Here is a 25,451-nt window from a genome sequence, read left to right as displayed (position 1 = left end):
AATCAACTATTTAAATAAATTCGTAATCTAATTGAATAGATAAAATTTCCTGCTTTAATACTTTGCTCAACCAAAGTATTTTGTGATATACTATTCCTTGTGTGATAAAAAATAGATTAGGAATCAATCAGGGAGGGACAGAATGTTAACGAATCCAGTATTATTTTCAGTAATCATTATGAGTATTCTTTGTTTATTAAAGTTAAATGTAATTATTTCATTAATTATTGCAGCAATAGCAGGTGGCCTTTTAGCAGGTATGCCTATTGATAAAATCATGGAAACACTTATTGGTGGTATGGGCGGAAATGCAGAAACAGCCCTTAGTTATATTTTATTAGGTGCATTAGCAGCGGCTATACACAAAACGGGTCTTGCTACTATTTTATCTAGAAAGATTGCAAATACCATTAAAGGAAAAGGAACTGTTTTACTAGTGCTTATTGCTATTATTTCTTGCTTTTCTCAAAACTTGATACCTGTACACATTGCATTTATTCCTATTTTAATTCCCCCACTATTAAGTGTGATGAATAGATTGCAAATTGATAGAAGAGGAGCAGCATGTGCTTTAACCTTTGGACTTAAGGCTCCTTATGTGGCATTACCTCTAGGGTTTGGATTGATTTTTCATGGAATCATTGCAGACGAAATGACTGCAAATGGTATGCAAATGGCAAAAAATGCTGTATGGAAGGGCATGTGGATGCCTGGACTTGGAATGGTTGTAGGATTATTAGTTGCTATCTTCATTTCCTATAGAAAACCTAGAAGTTATAAAATAGTAGATCATATAGAAGATAAAAAAGATGTAATAGAAAATACGATAAGCTTTTCAAGTAAACATTGTGTAGCGTTACTTGGAGCATTAGCAGCATTAGTTATTCAAATCACTATAGGTTCTTTACCTCTTGGTGCTATTGTAGGGTTAATGATTATGATTATTTTTAGAGCGATTAAATGGAGTGATATAGATGAACTCATGAGTAGTGGTATTGGCATGATGGGATTCATTGCATTTGTTATGTTAGTAGCATCAGGATATGCAAATGTTATCAGAGAAACAGGTGGTGTAGAAGATTTAGTAAATGCTGCAGCCTATATGATGGCAGGGAGTAAGTTGATTGCTGCTATTGTGATGATTCTTCTAGGACTGATCATTACAATGGGTATTGGAACATCCTTTGGAACCATTCCTATTATTGCAGTAATTTATGTACCCCTTTGTTTAAAGGTAGGGTTTAGTCCACTGGCTACTACCGTGATGATTGGTACAGCAGCAGCCCTTGGCGATGCAGGCTCCCCTGCTTCTGATTCTACATTAGGACCAACATCAGGGCTGAATGTAGATGGACAACATGATCATATTTGGGATACTTGTGTGCCAACGTTTCTACACTATAATATTCCCTTGGTAATTTTTGGCGTGATGGGTGCCATGATTTTTTAGTAAATAAATGGATAAATAAAAGTTTTTGGTGTAATCTTATTTGATTATGCTGAAGACTTTTTCTTTTGAAGAAGTTGAGGGAGTTTAGAAAAAATAGATAGGAAATAGAATGTTAATAATTGGAATAAACTTGTGATATAATTAGATATGGGAGATACGTTCAATCAAAATATAAAATGCATAAAGGACTATATAATAAGTTTGTTGTTTAATATCTTATAGATCTATTGTAAATGCAATATAAATATAGTTTTATGATTAAGATAATGGGGGTCAGGTAAGAATAATTCATTTATTCAAATCTGACCCTTACAAGGAGGTAATACGATGGATTTGGTAAATAAATATATAACGAACAAAAATAATATTGTTAAAACTGCATATATTTTCGAAACGTTAGTGTTAAATGCTTTACAGGAATACTTAAATAAAGAAAATAAAAAACTAATATCTAATGAGTATGGCAATGAAGATAAAAATGTCTCTTTTCATGAATTTGATGGGGTTATTTTAGAGGGAATTGATGGATTAGAAGGTCAAACTGTAATAGAAATTAAATTATATAGTGATAAGAATGCTTATCAAAGAAATTCAAAAAAAATTGCAGAAGTTTTGAACAATAAATTAGAATTATTTCCTAATATTAAAAGTATTCTATTCATATTTGGTTATGAATTTTTGAATGAAGAAAAACAAAAACTTGAAGAGAGATTTCAATCGTTACTGAAACATTCAGTGAAAATATGGGATATAAAAGATTTATGCAAAATTGATAGTCAGTTTGATAGTTTTTCTAACAATGATTTATCAAAGATTACAGAGATTTTAGTCAATAATGCGGTGGATAAAAGTTTATCGAAAAGCTCTGGTGATTGGAAAAAAATAAGACAAGAAAGATTAGAAGAATTAAAATCTAGTTATAAACGAGATGAGTTAGTTTTATTTTTAGGTGCAGGTGTATCAAAAGATGCTGGAATTAGTGAGTGGGAGGATTTAATATCTGATTTATTGGTGTTGATGATCAAAAATAAGTTTTCAAAAAAGAATATATCCATCAATAATTTTGAAACGGATTTTATTTTAAAAGAATTGAATGAAAACTCACCATTATTACAAGCAGCTTTTATTAAGGCAGGATTAGGAGAATCATTTGAAAAAGATGTTTCAAGTTTCCTCTATAAAAATTTTAATGATACAAATAAAGGAACTTCTAAACTATTAAAAGCAATTGCAAGGTTATGTTTACCTAGGAGAAATGGTGTTGGGATTAGAGCTGTAGTTACATATAACTTTGATGATTTACTAGAAGTAAATCTTAAAAAATATAATATTCAATACCATTCTCTTTATAGTGAAATGGATTATACAACACTAGATAAATTAGGGATTTATCATGTACATGGATTTTTACCGCGTAACCCAGATGAATATGAACAATTATCGGAAGGCTTATTAGTATTTTCAGAAGATGGATACCATAACTTATATAATGATCCCTACTCATGGACGAACATTACACAATTAAATTTTTTAAGAGAAAATACCACATTAATGATCGGTTTATCTCTTACTGATCCTAATTTAAGAAGATTATTAGCCATAAGTAATCGTAGAACAAAAGCAACAAAACATTTTGCAATTATGAAGAAAAATAATTTTTCGAATGTCTCTACCATGGAGGAAATTAGAGATGATATACTTGAATCATTTAATATTGTTAATAATGAGTTACAAGAGAAATTTTTCGAACAATTGGGGATGAAGATTATTTGGGTAGAAAAGTATGAGGAAATTCCTGGGTTGTTGGAGAGTATTAAAAGGATTTGATATAGAAGATATTATAGAAATTACAGGATTAGAAAAAACAGAACTAATGAAAGTGAAGAAAGGGATAGATAGTACAAAAAACTAGATTAAGTAGTATATTGGGGTTTGTAAAAAAATAGTTTTTGAAGAAAATTATAGGTTCAGGTGAGAATAATTCTTTTATTCAAGCCTGATTTTTAATTTTGTAAATCTAGTGCTAAATCTCAAAATCATACGAAATCCACAAATATCCCTCATAAAAACATCACAATTATTGATTATAATGAACCCATAGTAAGAAATAAAAAAAACGAGGAGGAATAAAAATGAAAATAGGAGAAAAAATGAAAAAGATGGTAAATGGGATTTTAATTGGTGCCATGGTGTTTTCAATGGCAGGGATGGCTTTTGCAGATAATATAAGGACAGAAGAAAAAGCATCAACGGGGAGATATGCAATACACCAAAGAGTAGGAGAAAGATTTGAAAAAAGAGGTTCCAATTTAGAAGATACGATTAATAAGTTAGTAGAGGCTGGAACGATTACACAAGATGAGGCAACAAAATGGAAAGCACTTAATGAAGAAAGAATGGAAGAAAGAAAAGCTGAAATGGCTAAAGTAAAAGAAATGACGAAGGAAGAGAGAAAAGCGTACTTAGAAGAGAGAAAAGATAATAAAGAAGCAGGACCAAGAAGAGATGGCATGGCTACCCTTGTAGAAGAAGGTATATTTACACAAGAAAAAGTAGAGCAAGTTGGAGAAAAAATGCATGAAATGAGAGCTTTAGAACAAGAAAAAAGATTTGAAGAAAAGATGAACAAGTTAGTTGAAGATGATATGATTACACAAGATGAAGCAACAAAATGGAAAGCATTTCATGAAGAAAAGATAGAAGAAAGAAAAGCTGAAATGGAAAAAGTAAAAGAAATGAGTGAAGAAGATCGAAAAGCATATTTTGATGAGAGAAAAAACATGGGAGGGGAAAAGGGAGATAGACTTTCTGAACTAGTAAAAGCAGGCGTTATCTCACAAGATACAGCAGATAAAATAAAGAAAAATGCACCTCAAAGACCTGAAAGACCAGATGATAAAAAAAGGCCTATGAACGGAGTAAGAAAATTTAATAAAATAGCTAAATAATCAATAGATCAAAAGAAGTTCCTTTCTGATACGGATGAATAATAGCATTCAAATCAGAAAGGAACTTCTTTATTTAAGAAAATTAAATTTTTTTAAAAGAATTATCAAAAAATTTATATTCATCTAAAAATAGAGACGTTTTATAGACGCATGAGCTTTAAAATAAAATTAAGAAAAACAAAAGGGGTGGGGATTATGGGCACAAAGGTTCCAAGTGATATAGAAATTGCACAACAGAGTAATATGAAGCCTATTGCAGAAATTGCAAAAGAGTGGGATATTTTAGAGGATGAATTAGAATTATATGGAAAATATAAAGCAAAAATTAATTTAGATATATTTGATCGATTAAAAGATCAACCAGATGGAAAATTGATTTTGGTGACAGCAATTAATCCAACATCAGCAGGAGAAGGAAAATCTACTACGGGAGTGGGTCTTGGGCAAGCTCTTAACCAAATAGGAAAAAGAGCAGTTATTGCACTAAGAGAGCCATCTTTAGGACCTGTATTTGGGATAAAAGGGGGAGCTGCTGGAGGAGGATATGCTCAAGTAGTACCTATGGAAGACATTAACCTTCATTTTACAGGAGATATGCATGCCATTACTACTGCAAATAATTTATTGTCAGCAGCCATTGACAATCATATCCATCAAGAAAACGTATTAAGAATTGATTCTAGACAAATTGTTTGGAAAAGAGTATTGGATATGAATGACCGTAGTTTAAGAAATGTTGTAGTAGGTCTTGGTGGAAAGCCTAATGGATTTACTCGACAAGATGGATTCATGATTACAGTAGCATCTGAGGTTATGGCAGTATTATGCTTAGCAGAAGATTTGATGGATTTAAAGGAACGCTTTGGAAGAATGATTGTTGCTTATAATATGGATGGAGAACCGGTGACGGCAAAGGCATTAGGGGTTCATGGAGCTATGGCATTATTATTTAAAGATGCCATAAAACCAAATCTTGTTCAGACTTTAGAGAATACACCAGCACTGATTCATGGGGGACCTTTTGCAAATATTGCACACGGATGTAATAGTATATTGGCAACAAAATTAGGGTTAAAGCTTGGGGAGTACTTAGTTACAGAAGCTGGTTTTGGTGCTGATTTGGGAGCTGAAAAATTCTTAAATATCAAATGTAGATATGGAGGATTAACACCAGCAGCTGTTGTAGTTGTGGCAACTATTAGAGCACTTAAAATGCATGGAGGAGTGAAAAAGACTGAATTAGGAAAAGAAAATCTTGAGAGCTTGGATTGTGGTTTTGCAAATTTAGAGAAACAAGTTGAAAATATCAAAAAATTTGGATTACCTGTACTGGTAGCTGTAAATAAATTTATGAGTGATACAGATGCTGAAATCAATTTACTCATGAAGAAATGTGAAGAAATAGGCGTTGAAGTTGCACTAAATGAAGTCTGGGAAAAAGGTGGAGAAGGCGGTATTGAGATGGCAGAAAAGCTTGTTCAAATGACGGATCATGAAAAGCCTAAGTTTACCTATCTTTATGAAGTAGAGGAGTCTATAAAGGATAAAGTAAACAAAATTGTAACAGAGATCTATGGTGGAAAAGGGGTTAATTTTACTAATAAAGCAATAAAACAAATAAAAAAATTAGAAGAGATGGGATTAGACAAACTTCCGATTTGTATGGCAAAGACTCAGTATTCTTTATCAGATGATAAAAATCTATTAGGAGCACCAAAGGATTTTGAAATTACAGTAAGAGAAGTAAAGGTATCTGCTGGAGCTGGATTTATCGTTTGTTTAACTGGAGATATTATGACAATGCCAGGGCTTCCAAAGGTTCCATCTGCTAATAAGATGGATATTGATGAAGATGGAAAAATTATTGGATTATTTTAAAACTCACCTTCGCTCAAATACAGAAGGTTGCTTATGGAAGATAAGAAATAATTAAGCGTTAATAAAAAAATGATAGGAGGAGTAATTATGTTTACAAATGGTGATGTAAGGCAAGCCATGCAAATTAAATTAGATGCAGTATTACCAGATTATCCTGAATTTATGGAGGGCATTAGACGTGCACCAAAGAGAGAATTTACATTGACAAAGGAAGAAACAGAGCTAGCTCTTAAAAATGCTCTTCGCTACATTCCAGAAGAGTTACATGAAAAATTAGCACCAGAATTTTTAGAAGAGTTACTTACGAGAGGAAGAATTTATGGATATCGTTTCCGTCCAGAAGGAAAAATAAAAGGGAAGTCCATCAATGAATACAAGGGAAAATGTATCGAAGGAAAAGCTTTTCAAGTAATGATTGACAACAATCTAGATTTTGATATTGCTCTTTATCCTTATGAGCTTGTTACCTATGGAGAGACTGGGCAAGTATGTCAAAACTGGATGCAGTATCGTTTGATTAAGAAATATTTAGAAGCGTTAACACAAGATCAAACATTAGTCATCCATTCAGGACATCCAGTTGGATTATTTCACTCAAAACCAGAAGCACCAAGAGTAATCCTTACAAATGGATTGATGGTTGGTATGTTTGATGATCAAGAAAATTGGCACAGAGCAGCTGCACTTGGAGTTGCTAATTATGGACAGATGACAGCAGGAGGCTGGATGTATATAGGGCCACAAGGAATCGTTCATGGAACTTATAGTACCATTTTAAATGCAGGGAGATTAAAATTAGGTATTTCATCAGATAGTGATTTAAGAGGAAAATTATTTATAACATCTGGTCTTGGTGGTATGAGTGGAGCACAAGGAAAGTCTGTAGAAATTGCAAATGGAGTAGGAATCATTGCAGAGGTAGATCAATCAAGAATAAATACAAGATATGAACAAGGATGGGTTAGTAAAGTTGCACAGACATCAGAGGAAGCATTTAAGCTAGCAAAAGAATATATGGAAAAAGAAGAGCCTTGTGCTATTGCTTTCCATGGAAATATTGTTGATTTATTAGAATATGCAGTAAAAGAAAATATTCATATAGATTTATTATCGGATCAAACTTCCTGCCATGCTGTGTATGATGGAGGATATTGCCCACAGGGACTAACCTTTGAAGAACGTACAGAAATGTTAGCTACAGATAAAGCTCAATTTAGAAAATTAGTAGATAAAACCTTAAGACATCATTTTGAATTAATTAAAGAACTTGTTAATAAGGGTGTATATTTCTTTGATTATGGGAATGCATTCATGAAAGCTATTTATGATTCAGGGGTAAAAGAGATTTCTAAAAATGGTAGAGATGAAAAAGATGGATTTATTTGGCCATCTTATGTAGAAGATATTTTAGGACCACAATTATTTGATTATGGTTATGGACCATTTAGATGGGTGTGCTTAAGTGGAAAACATGAAGATTTATTAAAAACAGACAGGGCGGCTATGGAGTGTATTGATGAAAATAGAAGATATCAAGATTATGATAATTATGTATGGATTAGAGATGCAGATAAAAATAAATTGGTTGTAGGAACACAGGCAAGGATTCTTTATCAAGATGCATTAGGAAGAATGAATATAGCCCTTAAATTCAACGAAATGGTAAGAAATGGAGAAATCGGGCCAGTTATGCTTGGTCGTGACCATCATGATACAGGTGGAACAGATTCCCCATTTAGAGAAACTTCTAATATTAAAGATGGAAGCAATATTATGGCAGATATGGCAACTCATTGCTTTGCTGGAAATGCTGCAAGGGGTATGAGTTTGATAGCTCTTCATAATGGTGGCGGAGTAGGTATTGGTAAATCTATTAATGGTGGATTTGGTATGGTTCTTGATGGTAGTCAAAGGGTTGATGACATTTTAAGATCAGCAATGCCTTGGGATGTAATGGGTGGTGTTGCAAGACGTGCTTGGGCAAGAAATGAAAATGCTATCAGTACATGTGTTGAATACAATGGAATGAGAAAAGGAACAGATCATATTACACTACCATATATTCCAAAAGAAGATTTAGTAGAGGGATTAGTGGAAGGTGCTTTTGAGAAATTGAATAAATAATAAAATAAAGTGCCTGTTGCTAGGGGGATATAAGATGCCTATCTAGTGACAGGCACAAAAATTGATGGATAGGGAGGAACTAAAAATGGCAGATATAAAAAAAATAGTAGAATGTGTACCCAATTTTAGTGAAGGTAGAGATTTAGAAAAAATAGAAAAAATCGTATCACCTCTTAGGGGAAAAGAAAATGTTAAGCTTTTAAATTATGAGGCAGATAAGGATTACAATAGAGTAGTTGTAACGGTAATGGGAGAACCACAAGCAGTAAAAGAAGCAGTTCTAGAAGCCATTGGGGTTGCTACAGAAGTAATTGATTTGAATACTCATGAAGGACAGCATTCTAGAATGGGAGCAACAGATGTAGTACCTTTTATTCCAATTAAAAATATGAGCATGACAGAGACAGTAGAGTTAGCAAAGGAAATGGCAAAAGAAATGAACGAAAGATTTGACGTACCAGTATTTTTATATGAAAAGGCAGCAAGTAAGCCTGAAAGAGAAAATCTTGCAAAGGTTCGAAAAGGACAATTTGAAGGAATGCCAGAAAAGCTAAAAGATCCTGAGTGGTATCCTGACTTTGGAAAGTCAGAAATTCATCCAACAGCAGGGGTTACAGCAGTAGGAGCAAGAATGCCATTAGTTGCTTATAACATCGATTTAGATACACAAAATATTGAAATTGCTAATAAAATTTCAAAAGCTATTAGACATTCAAGTGGTGGATTTAGGTACATAAAGGCAGGTGGCGTTGAAATCAAAGAAAGAGGAATTACGCAGGTAACTATGAATATAACAGATTATACAAAAACTTCCATCTACAGAGTGTTTGAGACAGTAAAAATGGAAGCTAAAAGATATGGAGTAAATGTTTTAGGAAGTGAGATCATAGGGCTTGTGCCTATGGAGGCTTTAGTCGACACAGCAGCTTATTATTTAGGGCTTTATGGTTTTTCAATGGATAAAGTGATTGAAACTAATTTAATGGAGTAAAAATTAAGTATAAATAGATTAGAGATTGTGGGTAGATGATCACAATCTCTAATCTAGAATAATGAATGAATAGAATGGAGTAATGACGATGAAAAATAATATGATTATAAAAAATGCTTCTCAAGTAGTAACTTGTAGTGGATTCAAAGGAAAGCATGGAAAAGAAATGTCAGAGCTTCATGTGATTGAAAATGGAGCAGTAATCATTGAAAAAGGAATCATACAAGCTATAGGAAAAACGGATGAAGTTTTAAAGAATATAGATGAATCTAATTATACGATAATTGATGCAAAGGGAAAAGCCGTTTTACCAGGATTTGTAGACTCTCATACCCACTTTGTATTTGGTGGATATCGTGCAGAAGAATTTGGGTGGAGACTCAGAGGCGACAGCTATATGGATATTATGAAAAGAGGCGGAGGGATTGTAAACACAGTAGAAGCTACTAGAGGCGCATCAAAAGAAGAACTTATAAACCTTGGAAAGAAAAGGTTAGATAGCATGCTTTCCTTTGGGGTAACAACTGTTGAAGGAAAAAGTGGTTATGGATTAGATTGTGATACAGAAATCAAACAGCTAGAAGTAATGGAAGAATTAGAAAAAAGTCATCCCATAGATATTGTAAAAACCTATTTAGGAGCCCATGCAGTTCCTAAAGAATATAAGGGGAATGAAGATGCATTTATTGATGATATCATTGAAAATGTGCTACCAGTAGTAGTAGAGAGAAATCTAGCAGAGTTTTGTGATGTTTTCTGCGAGAAAAATGTATTTTCTATTGAACAGTCAAGAAAACTTCTAACAAGTGCGAAAGAAATGGGTATGAAATTAAAGCTTCATGCAGATGAAATTGTAAGATTCGGAGGATCTGAACTTGCAGCAGAACTAGGAGCTGTATCTGCTGATCATTTACTTCAAGCATCGGATGAAGGCATTAAAGCTATGGCAGAGAGTGGTGTTGTATCAACTCTTCTACCTTGTACAGCCTTTAGTTTAAAGGAAGAATACGCAAGGGGCAGATATATGATTGATCAAAATTGTGCAGTAGCCTTGGCGACAGATTTGAACCCAGGAAGCTGCTTTACAGAATCTATTCCTTTGGTATTTGCTTTAGCTACATTGTATATGCATATGACCATTGAAGAAGCTATAACAGCTCTTACCATTAATGGGGCAGCAGCAGTAGGAAGAGCAGATAAAATCGGTAGTATTGATGTAGGGAAGAAGGGCGATTTAGTCATATTAGAATTTCCATCTTATGAGTTTATTCCTTATCATATAGGGGTAAGCACTGTTGAGAAGGTTATAAAGGATGGGATAGTAGTAATTGATAAGGCCAAATAATAGAAGAATATGTTTATAATCTATAGATAAACAATTTGATTACTGAATTTATCGTAAATGCATGTGTATGTTGAGAAATCTATATATGGAAAATATTTAAAGAATCATAAAAAAACAGGAGGAAAGAGTATGCTAGTAAATATGAATGTAAAAGAATTTTTAGATAAAACAGCGTCTAATGAACCTGTTCCAGGGGGAGGAAGTATTGCAGCCCTTAGTGGTGCTATATCAGCTGCCCTTACAGAAATGGTTTCAAACTTGACTATAGGGAAGAAAAAATATGCAGAAGTAGAAGAAGAAATGAAGGTAATTAGAGAAAAGGCAGAAAAATATAGAACAAAGTTTGTAGAGGACATTGATAAAGATTCAGATGCCTTTAATGAGGTAATGAAAGCTTTTAAATTGCCAAAAGAAACAGATGAAGAAAAACAAGCTCGAAAAACAACGATACAAGAAGCTACGAAAAAAGCAACACTCGTTCCACTTGAGGTAGGGAAGGATGCTTTTGAAATTATGACCATTATCGAAAAGATCGTTGTAAAGGGGAATCAAAATGCTGTTACAGATGGTGCTGTAGCCGCTATGATGGCAAGAACAGCAGTATTATCTGCTTTATATAATGTGAAAATTAACTTAGGTTCTATTAAGGATGAAGCTTTTGTAGAGAAAGTAACAAAAGAAGTAAAAGAGCTTGAAGAACAAGTTGGAAAAGTAGAAAAGCATATTTTATCAAAGGTTGTATTATAAGCATGAAAGGCTTGGATGGGAGATGATCCAAGCCTTTCTTTTTTTATTGTAGCGATAGTGATATAATTTTAGTTACTTGAGTTGTAAAAGTGTAAATGGATGAAGTAAAAAAATTCTAGAAAAAGTTGGAGGCAGTATATGAAAATCATAAAAGTAAAGGGAAATACATTTTGTATTGATACGGGAATGACATACATCCCCTTTTATAAGATGAATGATAAAGATATTATTATGTTAGATTCGGGATGGGCACAAGGAGAGAGAGAAGGAATAGATGCACTTTTGGAAAAAAACAATTTTAAGGTAGTGGGGATAATATGTAGTCATATTCATATAGATCATATAGGAAACGTTAAATATTTTAAGAATAAATATAATTGTAAGATTGCTATGGCAGCCTATGAGGCATTTATTTGTAGTTCGTTAGTTAATTTAAAGGTTTATTATGGGAGTCAAACATTATCTGGAGTAGAAGAACATTTTGGACATATGGTTCTTGAAACGGATATAATGGTTTTTGATGATCAAGAAAATATAAATATGTTTGGTACTGAATTTAAAATTCTACATACGCCAGGACATAGCCCTGCACATATATGTATTACGACGCCTGATGATGTTGCCTATGTGGGTGATGCTCTTATAAGTTATGAAGTTATGGAGGGCGCAAAAATGCCCTATGCTTTTATATTGAGAGAAGATCTAGAAAGCAAAAAAAAGCTATATGATTTAAAATGTAGCAAATATGTAGTAGCCCATAAAGGAATGTATGATGATATTACAAAACTAATAGGAGATAATATAGATTTTTATAAGGGTAGGGCAGACAGCGTATATGATGTGATAGATGGTGCTATGACAAAGGAAGATATTATGAAATCTATTATTAAAAATTGGAATATTGGTGTAAAGAGCATATATAAATATGCTGTAGTAGAGAAAATGTTAAAATCCTATGTTGAATATTTGAACGAAACAGGAAGGATTAAGTTAATTATGGATAATGGATTTCTAAAATATATAAAGGAATAGAAGCTGTGCTGTACTTATAGGTTTTATGAGTATAGCACATTTTTTATTTTTAGGAACGTTCAATGCTTTTATTATCATAAAATAAATAGGATAAATTATAGCTACAATAGGAAAGTTGGACATGTAGTAGTGGCATAATAATAAAGATGACGGTGAAGGGGTGTAAGCTACACAATGATTATAAACCTAGAGGAACTAATGAAGAGGCAAGAGAAACAATTTTTTAAATTATGTGATTTAAGTAATCCTAAAGCTACTAAGGTAGCCTTCAGGATTGCTAATCGATGGAATCGAATTAGAAAAGCTGTTGAGTATCAAAGAGGAGAAGGATAAAAAAGAGCTAAGAATTTCTCAGCTCTTTTTATGATTTTTATTGATTTTTCAGGTATGCATCTATAGCTTCTGCTGCTGATCTACCATCATGAATAGCTTTGCATACAAGGGATTGACCTGTTCTCATGTCTCCACAAGCAAATATCCCTGAAATATTTGTCATATGATGGTTATCTGTTTTGACATTTTTTCTTTTATCAACTTCAACACCGAGTTTTTCAAGAAGATTGGACTGTTCTGGATGAAGGAATCCCATAGCAAAGAGAACAAGCTCTGCATCTAATGTAAATTCGGTTCCTGGGATTTCTTCCATTTTTCGATGGCCATTAGTATCTTCCGTCCATTGTAACTTTATACAATGAATTTTTTGAACCTTGCCATCTTCTCCAGAAAAATATTTTGTTGCAATACTCCACTGTCTTTTACCACCCTCTTCATGAGAGGTGTTGGTGCGTAGAATCATAGGCCAAGTAGGCCATGGCATCTTTTCAGTCCTTTTTTCTGGTGGCTGAGGCATTAATTCTAATTGATAAACTTGTTTTGCTCCTTGACGGATTGCTACACCAAGGCAATCTGCACCTGTGTCGCCTCCTCCGATAATGACAACACTTTTTCCAGAAGCATCAATACGTTCTGCATTAGGAATTTCATTCCCTTGATTGATGCGGTTTTGTTGAGTTAAATAATCCATTGCAAAATGAATCCCATCTAAAACTCTTCCTTCTACATCTAAATCTCGAGGTACAGTTGATCCACCTGCTAAGCAAATAGCGTCATATTTTTCTTTTAATGCTTCAACAGAAATATCGATTCCTACATTTGTATTGGTGATAAAGCGAATGCCTTCTTCTTCCATTTGCTTAATTCTTCGATCAATGACCCATTTTTCTAGTTTATAATCTGGAATACCCAAAGCTAAAATGCCACCTATATTTTCAGCTCTTTCAAATATAGTTACATGATGACCTGCTCTTGCAAGTTGTTGGGCTGTTGCAAGTCCTGAAGGACCAGAACCTATAATGGCAACCTTGCGACCAGTTCGTATTACAGGAGCTAAAGGTTTTACCCAACCTTCTTCAAATCCTTTTTCGATAATACTCAGTTCGATTTCTCGATTCGTCATGGGTTCTTGATGAACTCCTAGACAGCAGGATGCTTCACATAAAGCAGGACAGAGTCTTCCTGTAAACTCAGGGAAATTATTCGTGCTTTGCAAAATATCGAAGGCTTTTTTCCAATGATTATGAGAAACCAAATAATTTAAATCAGGCAAAACATTTCCTAGAGGGCAAGCATTGTTGCAAAAGGCTATGCCACAATCCATACAACGAGATGCTTGTTTTTTTATTTCTTCTTCTGATTGAGGAATATAGAAACTTTTATAATTTTTAATTCTTTCATCAGCAGGGATTTTTTTTGCATTTTTGCGATTATACATTTTGAATCCTGGTTGATTATTCATGATCCTTCACCACCTGACTATCTGTATCTTTCGTATTTTCGATGATTTCTTTGTATTGAGGACTAATAGCTCTTACAAATTTATCCTTATATATATCCCAATTTTCAAGGATTTCTTTTCCTTTTGTACTATTTGTATAGGCAATATGTTTTTTAATAAGGTTTTTAACAAATTCAAAATCAGTTGTTTTTAAAGGCTCTAATTCTATCAATTCAAAGTTACATTTTGTGCTAAAGTTGCTTTCTTCATCTAATATATAAGCAATTCCGCCACTCATACCAGCACCAAAATTCCGACCTGTTTTTCCAAGAATGACAACACGTCCCCCTGTCATGTATTCACAACCATGATCTCCCACACCTTCAACAACAGCAATAGCACCGCTGTTTCTTACGGCAAATCTTTCTCCTACATTTCCGCTGATATAGGCTTCTCCAGAAGTTGCTCCGTAGAGGAGTGTATTTCCTGCAATAATGTTTTCTGTAGGAATGAGGGTTGCTTCTTTATTAGGAGTTACAATAATTTTACCGCCAGATAACCCTTTTCCGAGATAATCATTGCTGTCCCCATAAAGACGTAATGTGAGTCCATTCACAGCGAAGGCACCAAAGCTTTGACCAGATGTTCCTATGAAAGTAAGGTCAATCGTATCTTCTGGAAGTCCTTCTTTACCGTAAAGCTTTGTTATTTGTCCAGAAAGCATAGCACCAACTGTACGGTCTATATTTTGAATAGGGAAAGATTCTTTTACCTTTTCTTTCTTTTCTAAAGCAGGCTTTGTTATTTCAAGAAGTTTTCTATCAAGAATGTCTATCGTTGGATCTGCTTGATTTTCTGTTTTTCTTTGTCCGAAGCGTACAGGTAATTCTGGACGGTATAGAATAGCATTTAAATCAAGATCTTTTGTTTTCCAATGTCTATTAGCTTCATTTACATGAAGGAGATCTACTCTTCCAACCATCTCATCCATTGTTTTGAAACCTAATTCACTCATGATTTCACGAACTTCCATGGCGATAAAACGAAAGAAGTTGATTACATGTTCAGGTTTCCCTTGGAAATGTTTTCTAAGCTCTGGATCTTGAGTAGCAACGCCTACCGGGCAAGTATTGTTGTGACATTGACGCATCATGATACATCCACATACTACAAGAGGTGCTGTTGCAAAACCAAATTCCTCTGCTCCAAGAAGGGCACCGATGACCACATCACGTCCTGTTCTCATTTGTCCATCAACTTGTACTGAAATTCTACTTCTAAGATTATTGAGAAGTAGCGTTTGTTGTGTTTCAGCAAGACCAAGCTCCCAAGGCATCCCTGCTGTTTTTAAGGATGTGAGTGGGGAAGCACCTGTACCACCATCATGTCCACTGATTAAAACCATATCTGCACTACCCTTTGCAACTCCTGCTGCTACAGTACCTACACCTGATTCAGAAACGAGTTTTACACTAACACGTGACGAAGGATTTACATTTTTCAAGTCAAAAATCAATTGTTCCAAATCTTCTATAGAATAGATATCATGGTGTGGTGGAGGAGAAATCAAATCGATGCCAGGTAATGAATGACGTACCTTTGCGATTTCTTTTGTTACTTTTTTACCAGGAAGGTGTCCTCCTTCACCAGGCTTAGCACCTTGTGCAACTTTTATTTGAAGCTCATTTGCATTGATAAGATAATTAGTGGTAACACCAAATCTTGCAGCGGCAATTTGTTTGATAGCACTTCGTTTATAATCACCATTTTCAGTTTTGATGTAACGCTTATCATCTTCGCCACCTTCACCTGAATTACTTTTACCACCTATGCGGTTCATAGCTATGGCTAGTGTTTCGTGAACCTCTTTACCAAGAGATCCAAAAGACATGGCTCCTGTTGCAAATCGTTGTATGATAGATTCAACAGATTCTACTTCATCTATTGGTACAGGATTAGCCGTTTTAAAGTTTAAAAGACCTCGAATGGTTTTTAATTTTTTTGATTGATTATTTACAAGGGATGAATATTCTTTAAATAAATCATAATCATTGGTTCTACAGGATTGTTGAAGCTTTGAGATGGTATCTGGATTAAATATATGGGTTTCATTATTTTTTCTCCAATGAATTTGACCACCGATCTCTAACTGCTGTGTACTATTGTTGATTTCAAATGCTTTTTGATGGCGCATCAATGTTTCTTTTGCAATGCCATCCATTTTCATTCCAGATAAACGACAAGGTGTATCTGTAAAATATTTTTGAACAATTTCTTCATCTAGCCCCATTACTTCAAAAATTTGTGCACCATTAAAACTTCTTAAAGTTGAAATTCCCATTTTTGATGTGATTTTTCGAATACCATAACCTAAAGCTCGTACATAATTCATACTAGCTTCTTTTACACTGATATTTTCTATATAAAGCTGTTTTTTAATAAGATCGTTGATGGACTCAAGGGCTAGGTAGGGGTATATTGCTGTAGCACCATAACCTAGAAGGAGTGCCATATGGAATGGATCACGGGCTTCTCCTGTTTCAATGATTAAATCAACCTTTGTTCTAAGCTTATTTTCGATTAAGTGATTATGAACAGCACTTACTGCTAAAAGACTTGGAATAGGTGCACGATAGCGATTAACGTTTTGATCACTTAAAATGATAATACGATATCCTTGTAAGATGCTTTCTTCAACTCTCTTTATCAAAGATTCAAGAGCATCCTTTAATCCTTTTTCGTATTGATCTGCTTCAAAAATAATTGGAATGGTGATACTTCTTAAAGTATCTATATTGACATTTTTTATTTTTTCCATTTTTTCAGCATAAAGAATAGGTTGTTCAAGTTCTATAAATTTATTTGGCTTCTTTTCGTTGATCTTTTTCAATATATTTCCTAAGCGACCGATATATTGGTTCAAGGACATTACCTTTTTCTCACGAATTGGATCAATCGGTGGATTGGTTACTTGTGCAAAAAGTTGTCTGAAGTAATTAAATAATAGTACGGGTTTGTCAGAAAGAACCGCTAGGGGAGCATCATTTCCCATGGATCCAATGGCTTCTTTGCTTTTTTGTGCCATAGGTGAAAGAACTCTTCTTAATTCTTCTTCTGTAAACCCAAACACTTTTTGTTTTTCTACAAGGGTGTCCTCGTCCATTCTTGGTAGATCTTTATTTAACTTTACTTTATTTAAATCAATCTCATTTTCTTGAATCCATTTTGCATAGCCCTTTTCATTTGAAAGGGTTTCTTTGATTTCTTCATCTTCTAAAATTTTATTTTCCTTTGTATCTACAACAAAAATTTGTCCTGGACCTAATTTTCCTTTTTTAAGAATGTTTTTTTCATCTATTTTAAGAACGCCTGATTCTGAAGCGAGTATGACCATATTGTCCTTTGTAACCATATATCTTGCAGGTCTAAGACCATTTCGATCAAGACTAGCTCCTACTTGAATACCATCAGTAAATACAACTGTTGCAGGTCCATCCCAAGGCTCGATTAAGCCTTCGTGATATTCATAAAAGGATCTAAGACTTTTGGGCATGTTTTTGTAATATCTCCAAGCTTCAGGCATAAGCATTTTTATAGCATGAGGCATAGAATAACCATTTAATACAAGAAGTTCAAAAACATTATCTAGATTACAAGAATCACTGCTGTTTGGTTGAACAATAGGAAGTACTTTTTCAAAGTCATCACCAAATAATTTAGAGGTAAGGACACTTTCTCTAGCATGCATCCATTTAATATTGCCCCTGATGGTATTAATTTCACCATTATGAGAGATATAACGATAAGGATGAGCTAATCTCCATGATGGGAATGTGTTTGTACTATATCTTTGATGAACAGTAGCAATAGCGCTTTTTAATCGAGGATCTTTCAGCTCAGGATAAAAATTTTCTATTTGATGAGCCAAAAATTGTCCTTTGTATACAATTGTTCGTGAAGATAAACTACATACGTAAAATGCTTCTGTATAAGGTTTTGCTGCATCACTAATTATTTTTTCAACTCTTTTTCTTACAACATAGAGTTTTCTTTCAAAGACATGAGGATCCTGGTTATTTCTATGGATAAAAATTTGTTGTACAACAGGTCTTGTTCCTTGTGCAGATACACCACAAGCCTTGTCATTAAGGGGGACATCTCTCCATCCTATGAGTTTTTGATTTTCTTCAAGAAGAATTCTTTCCAAAACCCCTTCACAAAAATAGCGTGCATTAGGCTCCATAGGTAAAAAGATCATACCTACTGCATAATCGCCTTCTTTTGGAAGTTGCAGGTTTAAATTTGTTAATTCAGAAACAAAGAATTCATGAGGAATTTGAATAGAAATTCCTGCACCATCTCCTGTTTCAGGATCTGCACCAGTAGCTCCTCTGTGGGACATGTTTTTTAAAATTTGTAAACCATTTCTAATGATTGCATTTGACTTTTTACCTGTAATATCGGCGATAAAACCTACACCACAGCTACCTTTTTCAAATGAGGGGTCATAAAGACCTTGCTTTTTTGGGAAAAAACCCATTTCATTCATCATAAGACCTCCTATAACTAATAATCTTTTAATTTCATGAGTTGTTGTTCATTTATAAATGAATAATTTTATAAAAATTATCAGAAAAATTCGACAAAATTCTAGTTTTAGGATTAAGTATAGCGAAAAAATAAGAAGTTGTCAATAGAAAGAATTGCAAATATATATATATTTTAAATTTTCTATACAATATTGAAATAATAGTTTGCTATGATTACAGGGGTGAGATGAAAAATGAATGTGATTTAAAAAATAAAAAAGAAAGCTGACAAATTGAAACCTTCATTTTGTTAGAAGAATATAGGATTCATTTAGGGAAGAATTTTATACATTAGGATTAAATAAAAAGTTAAAAAAGTAGAAAAGGATGGAAAACCATTTCATAATTAGTAATCATATAATTATTATATAAGGAGACTTAGAAAGCATTAAATTTTTGATAGGAGAAGGGATTTACAAAAAATGGAGGAGTGAATGAAAGATGAAAAGTTCTGCAATAAAAATACGAATGAGTATCATATTTATAGAAGCGGAAAATGGAAAAGAAATAATGAAAGGATATAATATATCAAATAAATATATAATAAAAGAAAATATATAGACCAGGATTGCTCCTGGTCACAAAAGAAGGCACTGCAACAAATGGCTGATAGATGAAATAGCAGTATGTATTAAGAATTGGGAATGAGTTCCCAATTCTTTTTAATAATTAGCAACGACCATAGCCACCAAAGGCACCACAGTTACAGAATATTACTACTAATAACAAGAAGAAGAATAGTAAACTACTATCACATCCACCAAAGATACCACCGATTCCGCCACATTGAGCATCAGCCATAAGGGTAAACCTCCTTTATATTCATATTGTTTTCAATTATTTTCTTTTGTCCTAATACAAAGTATGCAGATTGGAGGACATGTGTTACATAAATTATGAGATGTTTTTATATATGTATATTTAAATTCAAATAAGGGATGATTTAGATTTTGATGTATTTTTTGATTCTACATAAGCTAAATAATAAAATATAGGGACAATCATTCCACCACCAATGATGTTTCCAATGGTTACAGGTATAATATTGTACATCCATATTTTTGACCAACTAATAGTAGCTCCTAAAAACTTTCCAATAGGGATAAAATACATATTTGCGATACTATGTTCATATCCAGATAACACAAACAGCATAATAGGAAACCAACAAGCAAATATTTTGCTAATGATATCCTTTGCACCTGTTGCCATCCATACAGCTAAGACTACAAGTATATTGCATAGTATGGCTCTAAGTATTAATGATCCCATAGGAACGTTTAATTTTCCAATAGCGATGGCCATGGCTTTTTCTTTTACTGCACTATTCATTAATCCTGTATTTACCATAATGAATGCAAGTATGATAGAACCAATGAAGTTTCCAATATAAACAATGATCCAATTTTTTAGCATCCTTATTAGGGTATATTTTCTATTTAATACACCTAAAAACATTAAGTTATTTCCTGTAAATAATTCAGCCCCACAAATAACAACGAGCATTAATCCTACGGGAAAAGTAGCAGCCAATAAAAATTTTGACAATCCCATATCAATACATCCAAAGGTTTGACTGATTGTGATAGCCCCTTGAGCGCCAAAACCAATATATATTCCTGCTAGTATTCCAAGTATAAGCATTTGAAACATAGATAATTTAGTCTTTTGTATGCCAATATCAATTGTTGTTTTTACAATTTCTTTAGGACTTAACATTCTTTTTTCCATGGTCATCCCCCTATAACCCATTTTATATAAGTGTATATTTTTCTCGTCAACAAAATGTCTCTAATCTATGAATCTATAGAATTTATTCAGAATAGTTTTTAAAATTTGCAAATGGCTAAAGGAATTCGATATAATAAAAGTAGGTTAGTTAATAAATGGAAATAAGGGTGAAAAAATGGATCTAATACGTGTGAAATTATTTGATACACCTACAGTTTATAAAAATGAAGAACAGATTGTCTTTCCATTTAAAAAGGCGGAAGGCTTGTTTTATTATTTGTTGATTTATGGACAAGCTACTCGAGATACACTAGTAAATATTTTATGGGGAGAAGTAGAAGAAAAAATTGCAAAGAAAAATCTACGACAAGCTATGTATAAAATTAGAAAGAGCTTTGATTTGGATATTGTTATTTCTCCTAAAAAATCTATTGTAATGATTAATCCAGATATTCAAATCAATACAGATTTATGTGATTTTTTAAGTGGTGAAGATGATGGGATTCATGCATATACAGGAGAATTTTTAAGGGGATTTCATGTAAAAGACGCAGAAGGTTTTGAATCTTGGATGATACAATATGCAGAGTACCTAAAGGATTTATACATTCAAAAAATCAATGGAAAAATAAAAAATGCTTTTTCAAAAAATGATATAGCATCTCGTATTTTTTATGCAAAAAAATGGATTAGAACAGATGAACTAAATGAAAAACCATATGAGATTTTAATGAAGGCCTATGCTGATAGTAGAGATTTTCATAAAGCAATAGACTTATACAATCGTTTATCTAATATATTACAAAAAGAACTCCAAATAGAGCCAAACCTTAAGATTAAGAAGATCTTTGATGAAATAATAATGATGCGAAATGCAAAGAAAATAAATAAAAAGAAGTCCTCAGATTTCTTTTATGGAAGAACTTATGAACTAAGAATGCTAAAACAAAGTTATCAAAAATTTATAAATCATAAGGAAACAAAGTCCTTCTTAATTATAGGAGAAGCAGGTGTTGGAAAAACAAAGTTAAAAGATGAATTTTTAGAAAGCATTAATAAAGAAGAGATTTTATTACAAGCTCATTGCTATCAGGCAGAGCAGGGGTATCTACTAAAACCTTGGAACGATATTTTTATCAATCTAGTAGAGCTCATTAAGAAAGAGGGTATAGAAATTCCTATTTTATGGAGAAACTTGATTAGTCATGTATTTCCAGGTTTTGCTATAGAAAATGAAGAATGTAATATAAACCCAGTAGAAAAAACGGATTGGTTACAGCATCAGGTAATTGAAGAGACAATGGTGTCAGTACTTAAAAAAGTAGCAGCAAAACGAAAAATCCTGTTAGTTTTTGAGGATATTCAGTGGATGGATGAAACGAGTTTAGCATTGATTAATAGTATCTTATTACATCAAAAGATGAGTCGGATCTTTATTATTTGTACTTGTAGAAATGGGTATTCAGAAAAGCTAAATAAATTTATGATTTCTTCTGTTAAACATAACAAGCTTCAAAAAATTGACCTTACTCCTTTTTCAAAATATGAGGTAGAAGAGTTTATTCAAATGAGTTTCCCAGAAATTTCTGGAAATGAAAAGCTTTATGAAAGAATCTATAAGGAAACAGAAGGAAATGCCTTTTTTTTGACAGAGATGATTAATGGTATAAAAGAAAAAGGATCTATAACAGAAATGACTGATAAAACCCAAGATATATTAAAAAGTAGATTTTTAGATATTTCAAAAGAAGGAAGAAAACTTTTAAATATTACTTCACTGTTTTTTGACAAAGTAAGTTTAGATATGTTAAAAAATTTAACTTCAAAGAATATATTAGAGATTATGGATATTATTGAAGAACTTCAAAAAAGAGGTATTTTAAAAGATGTTAGTAGCAGTGATGAAATAAGTTTTGCTTTTACCCATCAAAAGTTTAGGGAGTATATTTATATGCAGCAATCTAGTGCAAAACGTAAAATACTGCATAATGAAATTGGATTGATTTTTGAAAGAAAGCTACATCATGACAAAAGAGATAGATTTCTTTATTCAAAATTGATTTATCACTTTGAAAATGGAATGAATCCTATTTTAGTTTTAAAATATTGGATGAAAAATTTAGATGTATATTTTAACTTTGGGCATGAATTATTTCCAGTTTTAAAAGATGGAAATATTGAAGAGGAATATCCAAGCTATTTAAGTCAAGAAGAAGCCATGAAACAATTAAAAGACATAGAAAAAAATCTTACGAAGGTACGAGAGAAAGAATTTTATTCAGAAGAAATAAAAAGGCTTCAGATAGGTTTTTGGCATATGAGAGGGAGATTCTTTATAAGAGAAGGAGAATATGATAAAGGTATAAAAGATATTGAGAATATGATTGATTTATCAATTAAAATTGACGATCTAGATTATGCCCTAAAGGGGTATAGACAAATGATTTACTATGGTATTCAAATACACAATGTAAAGTGGATGAAAAAATATGTTGAATTAGGCTTGGATTTAGCAAAAAAATGTAATTACCAAAAGGATACAGGAATTATGTTAAGACTACAAGGATTACAAAAAATAATGGACGGAGATTATAAGGATGCTGAAAAAATTCTAAAAGAATCCATTCGCATTTTTGAGCAGGTCAATGAATATGAAGATAAATATACATTAAATATGGCAGCTGGATATAATTATATTGGAGAAATAAGAAGGCGGAATATGAAATTTATGAGCGCTCTTAAATATTATGAACGTGCTGTGAAAATATGTATGGAGAAAAAAGTCATTCGAGGTCTTACAATTTTTTATACTAATGCAGGTCAAGCAGCCTTTGATATGGGAGATGATGATTTAGCAAAAACTTATTTAGAAAAGGCGATTCTTCTATATAATGAATTGAATGTATTATGGGGAAGGTCAACAGCTGAAGGATATATGGCATTACTTTTAATTAAAAAAGGAAATTATAAGAATGCATTACAATATTGTAAAAGGGCCCAACAATATGCTAAGCAGTTGAAAAGCCCTTATGAGTTAGGACTCTTGTATCGAGTAAAAGCAGAAATAAAAGTACGGATGAAAGAAAATAAGAAGATTAGAGAAATATTTAAAGATGATTTAAGTTTGGATATTAAGGAGTATTGTGACAAAGGAATAGAATATTTAAGACAATTAAAAGAGCCTTATGAGATAGAAATACTAGAGGTATTAAGAAGAAATAGTTGATAACTATATAAATTACAAACACTGCCGGAGTCGTATAGGGGTGGTGTTTTTTTGTGGGAATTTACTGTAATATGAAATATAATTTTCAAGAATTTCTATAAAAGAAGGAAATAATTATCAAATGAAAACAAAAAAACTAAAAATATAAAATTTTCATAAATTTCAAAAATGTTATATAATTAAAATGATGGATGATTTATCCATTAATAATTTATAAATAGGAGGGGTTAGGATGAATACTGGACAAATAAATGAAAAGAAAGATTTTGACAGTAGTAGTATTTTAAAATTTATTCTTTTTAGTGCAATTGGTATTTTTATGTTTTTTATCCCTATTGATATAGGAGGAAAAGCTACTATTCCTTTGGATCATATTGTATCAGGTATAAAGACAGGAATGCCAGCTTTAGCAGCTATTTATGCACTAGTGATTATATTGATTGGAAGTATACGGCCATTTATAAAAAAAACATGGAATAAAAATCCTGTAGATAGGGTATTTTCACTTTTAAAGATACTAGGACTTATTGTTGCTGGATTGGTCTATTTTAATGTTGGTCCTGCATGGCTATTTGAAAAGGATATGGGTCCATTTTTATTCTCTAAGCTGGTAATTCCAGTAGGTCTTATTGTACCTATAGGGTCCATATTTTTAGCATTTTTAGTAGGATATGGTCTTTTAGAGTTTATAGGTGTATTAATGAAGCCAGTTATGAAACCTATTTTTAAAACACCAGGTAGATCAGCAATTGATGCAGTAGCATCTTTTGTAGGAAGCTATTCTATAGGTCTTTTGATTACCAATAAAGTTTATAAAGAAGGGAAGTATACAGTAAAAGAAGCAGCTATTATTGCCACTGGTTTTTCTACAGTATCTGCAACCTTTATGATTATTGTAGCAAAAACATTAGGACTTATGGAAATGTGGAACACATATTTTTGGACTACGTTAATTGTTACTTTCTTAGTTACAGCTATAACAGTGAGAATTAGACCTTTAAGTAAAAAGAGTGAAACCTATATGACTGGAGAGGGAATTCCAGAACCTGAATATAAAGGAAATCTTTTTAAACATGCATGGAAAGAAGGTATTAAGGCTGCAGAAAAGTCTTTAAGTGTTGGAGAAAATATAGGAACTAATTTAAAAGATGGATTAATTATGGCTATGGGCATTTTGCCTTCTATTATGTCTGTAGGTCTTATAGGATTAGTTTTAGCCAAATATACTCCTGTATTTGATGTAATAGGATATATATTCTATCCATTTACAAGTATTCTTCATATTCCAGAAGCTATGCTTGCTGCAAAAGCTGCTGCTGTTGGGATTGCAGAAATGTTCTTGCCAGCTCTATTGGTGGTAGGTGCACCACTGATTACAAAATTTATTATTGGTGTGGTTTGTGTATCTTCTATATTGTTTTTCTCAGCTTCTATACCGTGTATATTGTCTACGGATATTCCTATTAGTGTTGTAGATATATTACTCATATGGCTTGAAAGAACTATTATTACTTTGATTATTGTGAGTTTGTTGGCTTTTGCATTATTATAAAAAGTGTTCTTTATTATCCAAAAGAGGCTGTCTTAAAATAATGAGATAGTCTCTTTTTTATGTA

Annotated in this window: 16 protein-coding genes; 12 read left to right on the top strand and 4 right to left on the bottom strand. The window is 32.6% G+C overall.

The annotated features are described in order from the left end of the window. The first annotated feature begins 142 nt into the window (after nucleotides 1–142). The 10 genes from K7H06_RS14455 (at nucleotide 143) to K7H06_RS21415 (ending at nucleotide 12,848) form a co-directional block, all read left to right on the top strand. Entirely contained in the window at nucleotides 143–1,450 is a 1,308-nt protein-coding gene (locus K7H06_RS14455; protein ID WP_223036743.1) for a Na+/H+ antiporter family protein, read from the top strand. Nucleotides 1,451–1,777: 327 nt separating this feature from the next. Continuing rightward, nucleotides 1,778–3,277, top strand: a complete 1,500-nt coding sequence (locus K7H06_RS14450) for an SIR2 family protein (protein ID WP_223036742.1) — start codon at nucleotides 1,778–1,780, stop codon at nucleotides 3,275–3,277. Between the two features lie 305 nt (nucleotides 3,278–3,582). Next, the gene (locus K7H06_RS14445) at nucleotides 3,583–4,398 is read left to right on the top strand and encodes a hypothetical protein (protein ID WP_223036741.1); all 816 of its coding nucleotides are present in this window, start codon (nucleotides 3,583–3,585) and stop codon (nucleotides 4,396–4,398) included. Between the two features lie 195 nt (nucleotides 4,399–4,593). Continuing rightward, nucleotides 4,594–6,276 (top strand): formate--tetrahydrofolate ligase, encoded by a 1,683-nt coding sequence (locus K7H06_RS14440; protein ID WP_223036740.1) that lies wholly within the window; start codon nucleotides 4,594–4,596, stop codon nucleotides 6,274–6,276. An 87-nt stretch (nucleotides 6,277–6,363) separates the two neighbouring features. After that, the gene (locus K7H06_RS14435; RefSeq protein ID WP_223036739.1) at nucleotides 6,364–8,400 is read left to right on the top strand and encodes a urocanate hydratase; all 2,037 of its coding nucleotides are present in this window, start codon (nucleotides 6,364–6,366) and stop codon (nucleotides 8,398–8,400) included. Nucleotides 8,401–8,485: 85 nt separating this feature from the next. Continuing rightward, on the top strand, nucleotides 8,486–9,391 hold the full coding sequence (ftcD, locus tag K7H06_RS14430) for a glutamate formimidoyltransferase (protein ID WP_223036738.1): 906 nt from the start codon (nucleotides 8,486–8,488) through the stop codon (nucleotides 9,389–9,391). Nucleotides 9,392–9,479: 88 nt separating this feature from the next. After that, nucleotides 9,480–10,736, top strand: coding sequence for an imidazolonepropionase (hutI, locus tag K7H06_RS14425; protein ID WP_223036737.1), 1,257 nt, complete (start codon nucleotides 9,480–9,482; stop codon nucleotides 10,734–10,736). Nucleotides 10,737–10,865: 129 nt separating this feature from the next. Beyond that, a complete protein-coding gene (locus K7H06_RS14420) occupies nucleotides 10,866–11,483 on the top strand; it encodes a cyclodeaminase/cyclohydrolase family protein (RefSeq protein WP_223036736.1) in 618 nt (205 codons plus the stop codon). Nucleotides 11,484–11,621: 138 nt separating this feature from the next. Further along, entirely contained in the window at nucleotides 11,622–12,515 is an 894-nt protein-coding gene (locus K7H06_RS14415) for an MBL fold metallo-hydrolase (protein WP_223036735.1), read from the top strand. Between the two features lie 198 nt (nucleotides 12,516–12,713). Next, nucleotides 12,714–12,848: a hypothetical protein gene (locus tag K7H06_RS21415; protein WP_281426009.1), complete on the top strand. Its 135-nt coding sequence runs from the start codon at nucleotides 12,714–12,716 to the stop codon at nucleotides 12,846–12,848. Nucleotides 12,849–12,885: 37 nt separating this feature from the next. On the opposite strand, the gene K7H06_RS14410 is transcribed toward K7H06_RS21415, so the two are convergent. The 4 genes from K7H06_RS14410 to K7H06_RS14400 all read right to left on the bottom strand — a co-directional run bounded on the left by K7H06_RS14410 (nucleotide 12,886) and on the right by K7H06_RS14400 (nucleotide 20,609). Next, a complete protein-coding gene (locus tag K7H06_RS14410) occupies nucleotides 12,886–14,310 on the bottom strand; it encodes a glutamate synthase subunit beta (protein ID WP_223036734.1) in 1,425 nt (474 codons plus the stop codon). Next, the gene (gene gltB, locus K7H06_RS14405; protein ID WP_343216790.1) at nucleotides 14,303–18,838 is read right to left on the bottom strand and encodes a glutamate synthase large subunit; all 4,536 of its coding nucleotides are present in this window, start codon (nucleotides 18,836–18,838) and stop codon (nucleotides 14,303–14,305) included. Before gltB ends, K7H06_RS14410 begins: the two co-directional genes overlap by 8 nt. A gap of 709 nt (nucleotides 18,839–19,547) precedes the next feature. Next, on the bottom strand, nucleotides 19,548–19,679 hold the full coding sequence (locus K7H06_RS21410) for a hypothetical protein (protein WP_281426008.1): 132 nt from the start codon (nucleotides 19,677–19,679) through the stop codon (nucleotides 19,548–19,550). Nucleotides 19,680–19,805: 126 nt separating this feature from the next. Continuing rightward, the gene (locus tag K7H06_RS14400; protein WP_223036732.1) at nucleotides 19,806–20,609 is read right to left on the bottom strand and encodes a formate/nitrite transporter family protein; all 804 of its coding nucleotides are present in this window, start codon (nucleotides 20,607–20,609) and stop codon (nucleotides 19,806–19,808) included. A 175-nt stretch (nucleotides 20,610–20,784) separates the two neighbouring features. On the opposite strand from K7H06_RS14400, the gene K7H06_RS14395 reads away from it, so the two are divergent. Then, nucleotides 20,785–23,835 (top strand): ATP-binding protein, encoded by a 3,051-nt coding sequence (locus tag K7H06_RS14395; protein WP_223036731.1) that lies wholly within the window; start codon nucleotides 20,785–20,787, stop codon nucleotides 23,833–23,835. 232 nt (nucleotides 23,836–24,067) lie between these two features. Then, on the top strand, nucleotides 24,068–25,387 hold the full coding sequence (locus K7H06_RS14390) for a YjiH family protein (RefSeq protein WP_223036730.1): 1,320 nt from the start codon (nucleotides 24,068–24,070) through the stop codon (nucleotides 25,385–25,387). Nucleotides 25,388–25,451 lie beyond the last annotated feature (64 nt).

The sequence above is a fragment of the Crassaminicella profunda genome (genome assembly GCF_019884785.1).
Taxonomy (GTDB): Bacteria; Bacillota; Clostridia; order Peptostreptococcales; family Thermotaleaceae; genus Crassaminicella; species Crassaminicella profunda.
Note: the sequence above shows the minus strand (reverse complement) of the source record. Positions and strands in the feature narration are given on the sequence as shown.

Bases quoted from the DNA above. Each gene is read 5' to 3' on its own strand.
- K7H06_RS14415 (WP_223036735.1), top strand. From the start codon at position 11,622: ATGAAAATCATAAAAGTAAAGGGAAATACATTTTGTATTGATACGGGA.
- gltB (WP_343216790.1), bottom strand. From the start codon at position 18,838: ATGAATGAAATGGGTTTTTTCCCAAAAAAGCAAGGTCTTTATGACCCC.
- K7H06_RS14455 (WP_223036743.1), top strand. From the start codon at position 143: ATGTTAACGAATCCAGTATTATTTTCAGTAATCATTATGAGTATTCTT.
- K7H06_RS21410 (WP_281426008.1), bottom strand. From the start codon at position 19,679: ATGGCTGATGCTCAATGTGGCGGAATCGGTGGTATCTTTGGTGGATGT.
- K7H06_RS14390 (WP_223036730.1), top strand. From the start codon at position 24,068: ATGAATACTGGACAAATAAATGAAAAGAAAGATTTTGACAGTAGTAGT.
- K7H06_RS14450 (WP_223036742.1), top strand. From the start codon at position 1,778: ATGGATTTGGTAAATAAATATATAACGAACAAAAATAATATTGTTAAA.
- K7H06_RS14435 (WP_223036739.1), top strand. From the start codon at position 6,364: ATGTTTACAAATGGTGATGTAAGGCAAGCCATGCAAATTAAATTAGAT.
- K7H06_RS14445 (WP_223036741.1), top strand. From the start codon at position 3,583: ATGAAAATAGGAGAAAAAATGAAAAAGATGGTAAATGGGATTTTAATT.
- K7H06_RS14400 (WP_223036732.1), bottom strand. From the start codon at position 20,609: ATGGAAAAAAGAATGTTAAGTCCTAAAGAAATTGTAAAAACAACAATT.
- K7H06_RS14395 (WP_223036731.1), top strand. From the start codon at position 20,785: ATGGATCTAATACGTGTGAAATTATTTGATACACCTACAGTTTATAAA.
- K7H06_RS14440 (WP_223036740.1), top strand. From the start codon at position 4,594: ATGGGCACAAAGGTTCCAAGTGATATAGAAATTGCACAACAGAGTAAT.
- K7H06_RS14410 (WP_223036734.1), bottom strand. From the start codon at position 14,310: ATGAATAATCAACCAGGATTCAAAATGTATAATCGCAAAAATGCAAAA.
- ftcD (WP_223036738.1), top strand. From the start codon at position 8,486: ATGGCAGATATAAAAAAAATAGTAGAATGTGTACCCAATTTTAGTGAA.
- K7H06_RS21415 (WP_281426009.1), top strand. From the start codon at position 12,714: ATGAAGAGGCAAGAGAAACAATTTTTTAAATTATGTGATTTAAGTAAT.
- hutI (WP_223036737.1), top strand. From the start codon at position 9,480: ATGAAAAATAATATGATTATAAAAAATGCTTCTCAAGTAGTAACTTGT.
- K7H06_RS14420 (WP_223036736.1), top strand. From the start codon at position 10,866: ATGCTAGTAAATATGAATGTAAAAGAATTTTTAGATAAAACAGCGTCT.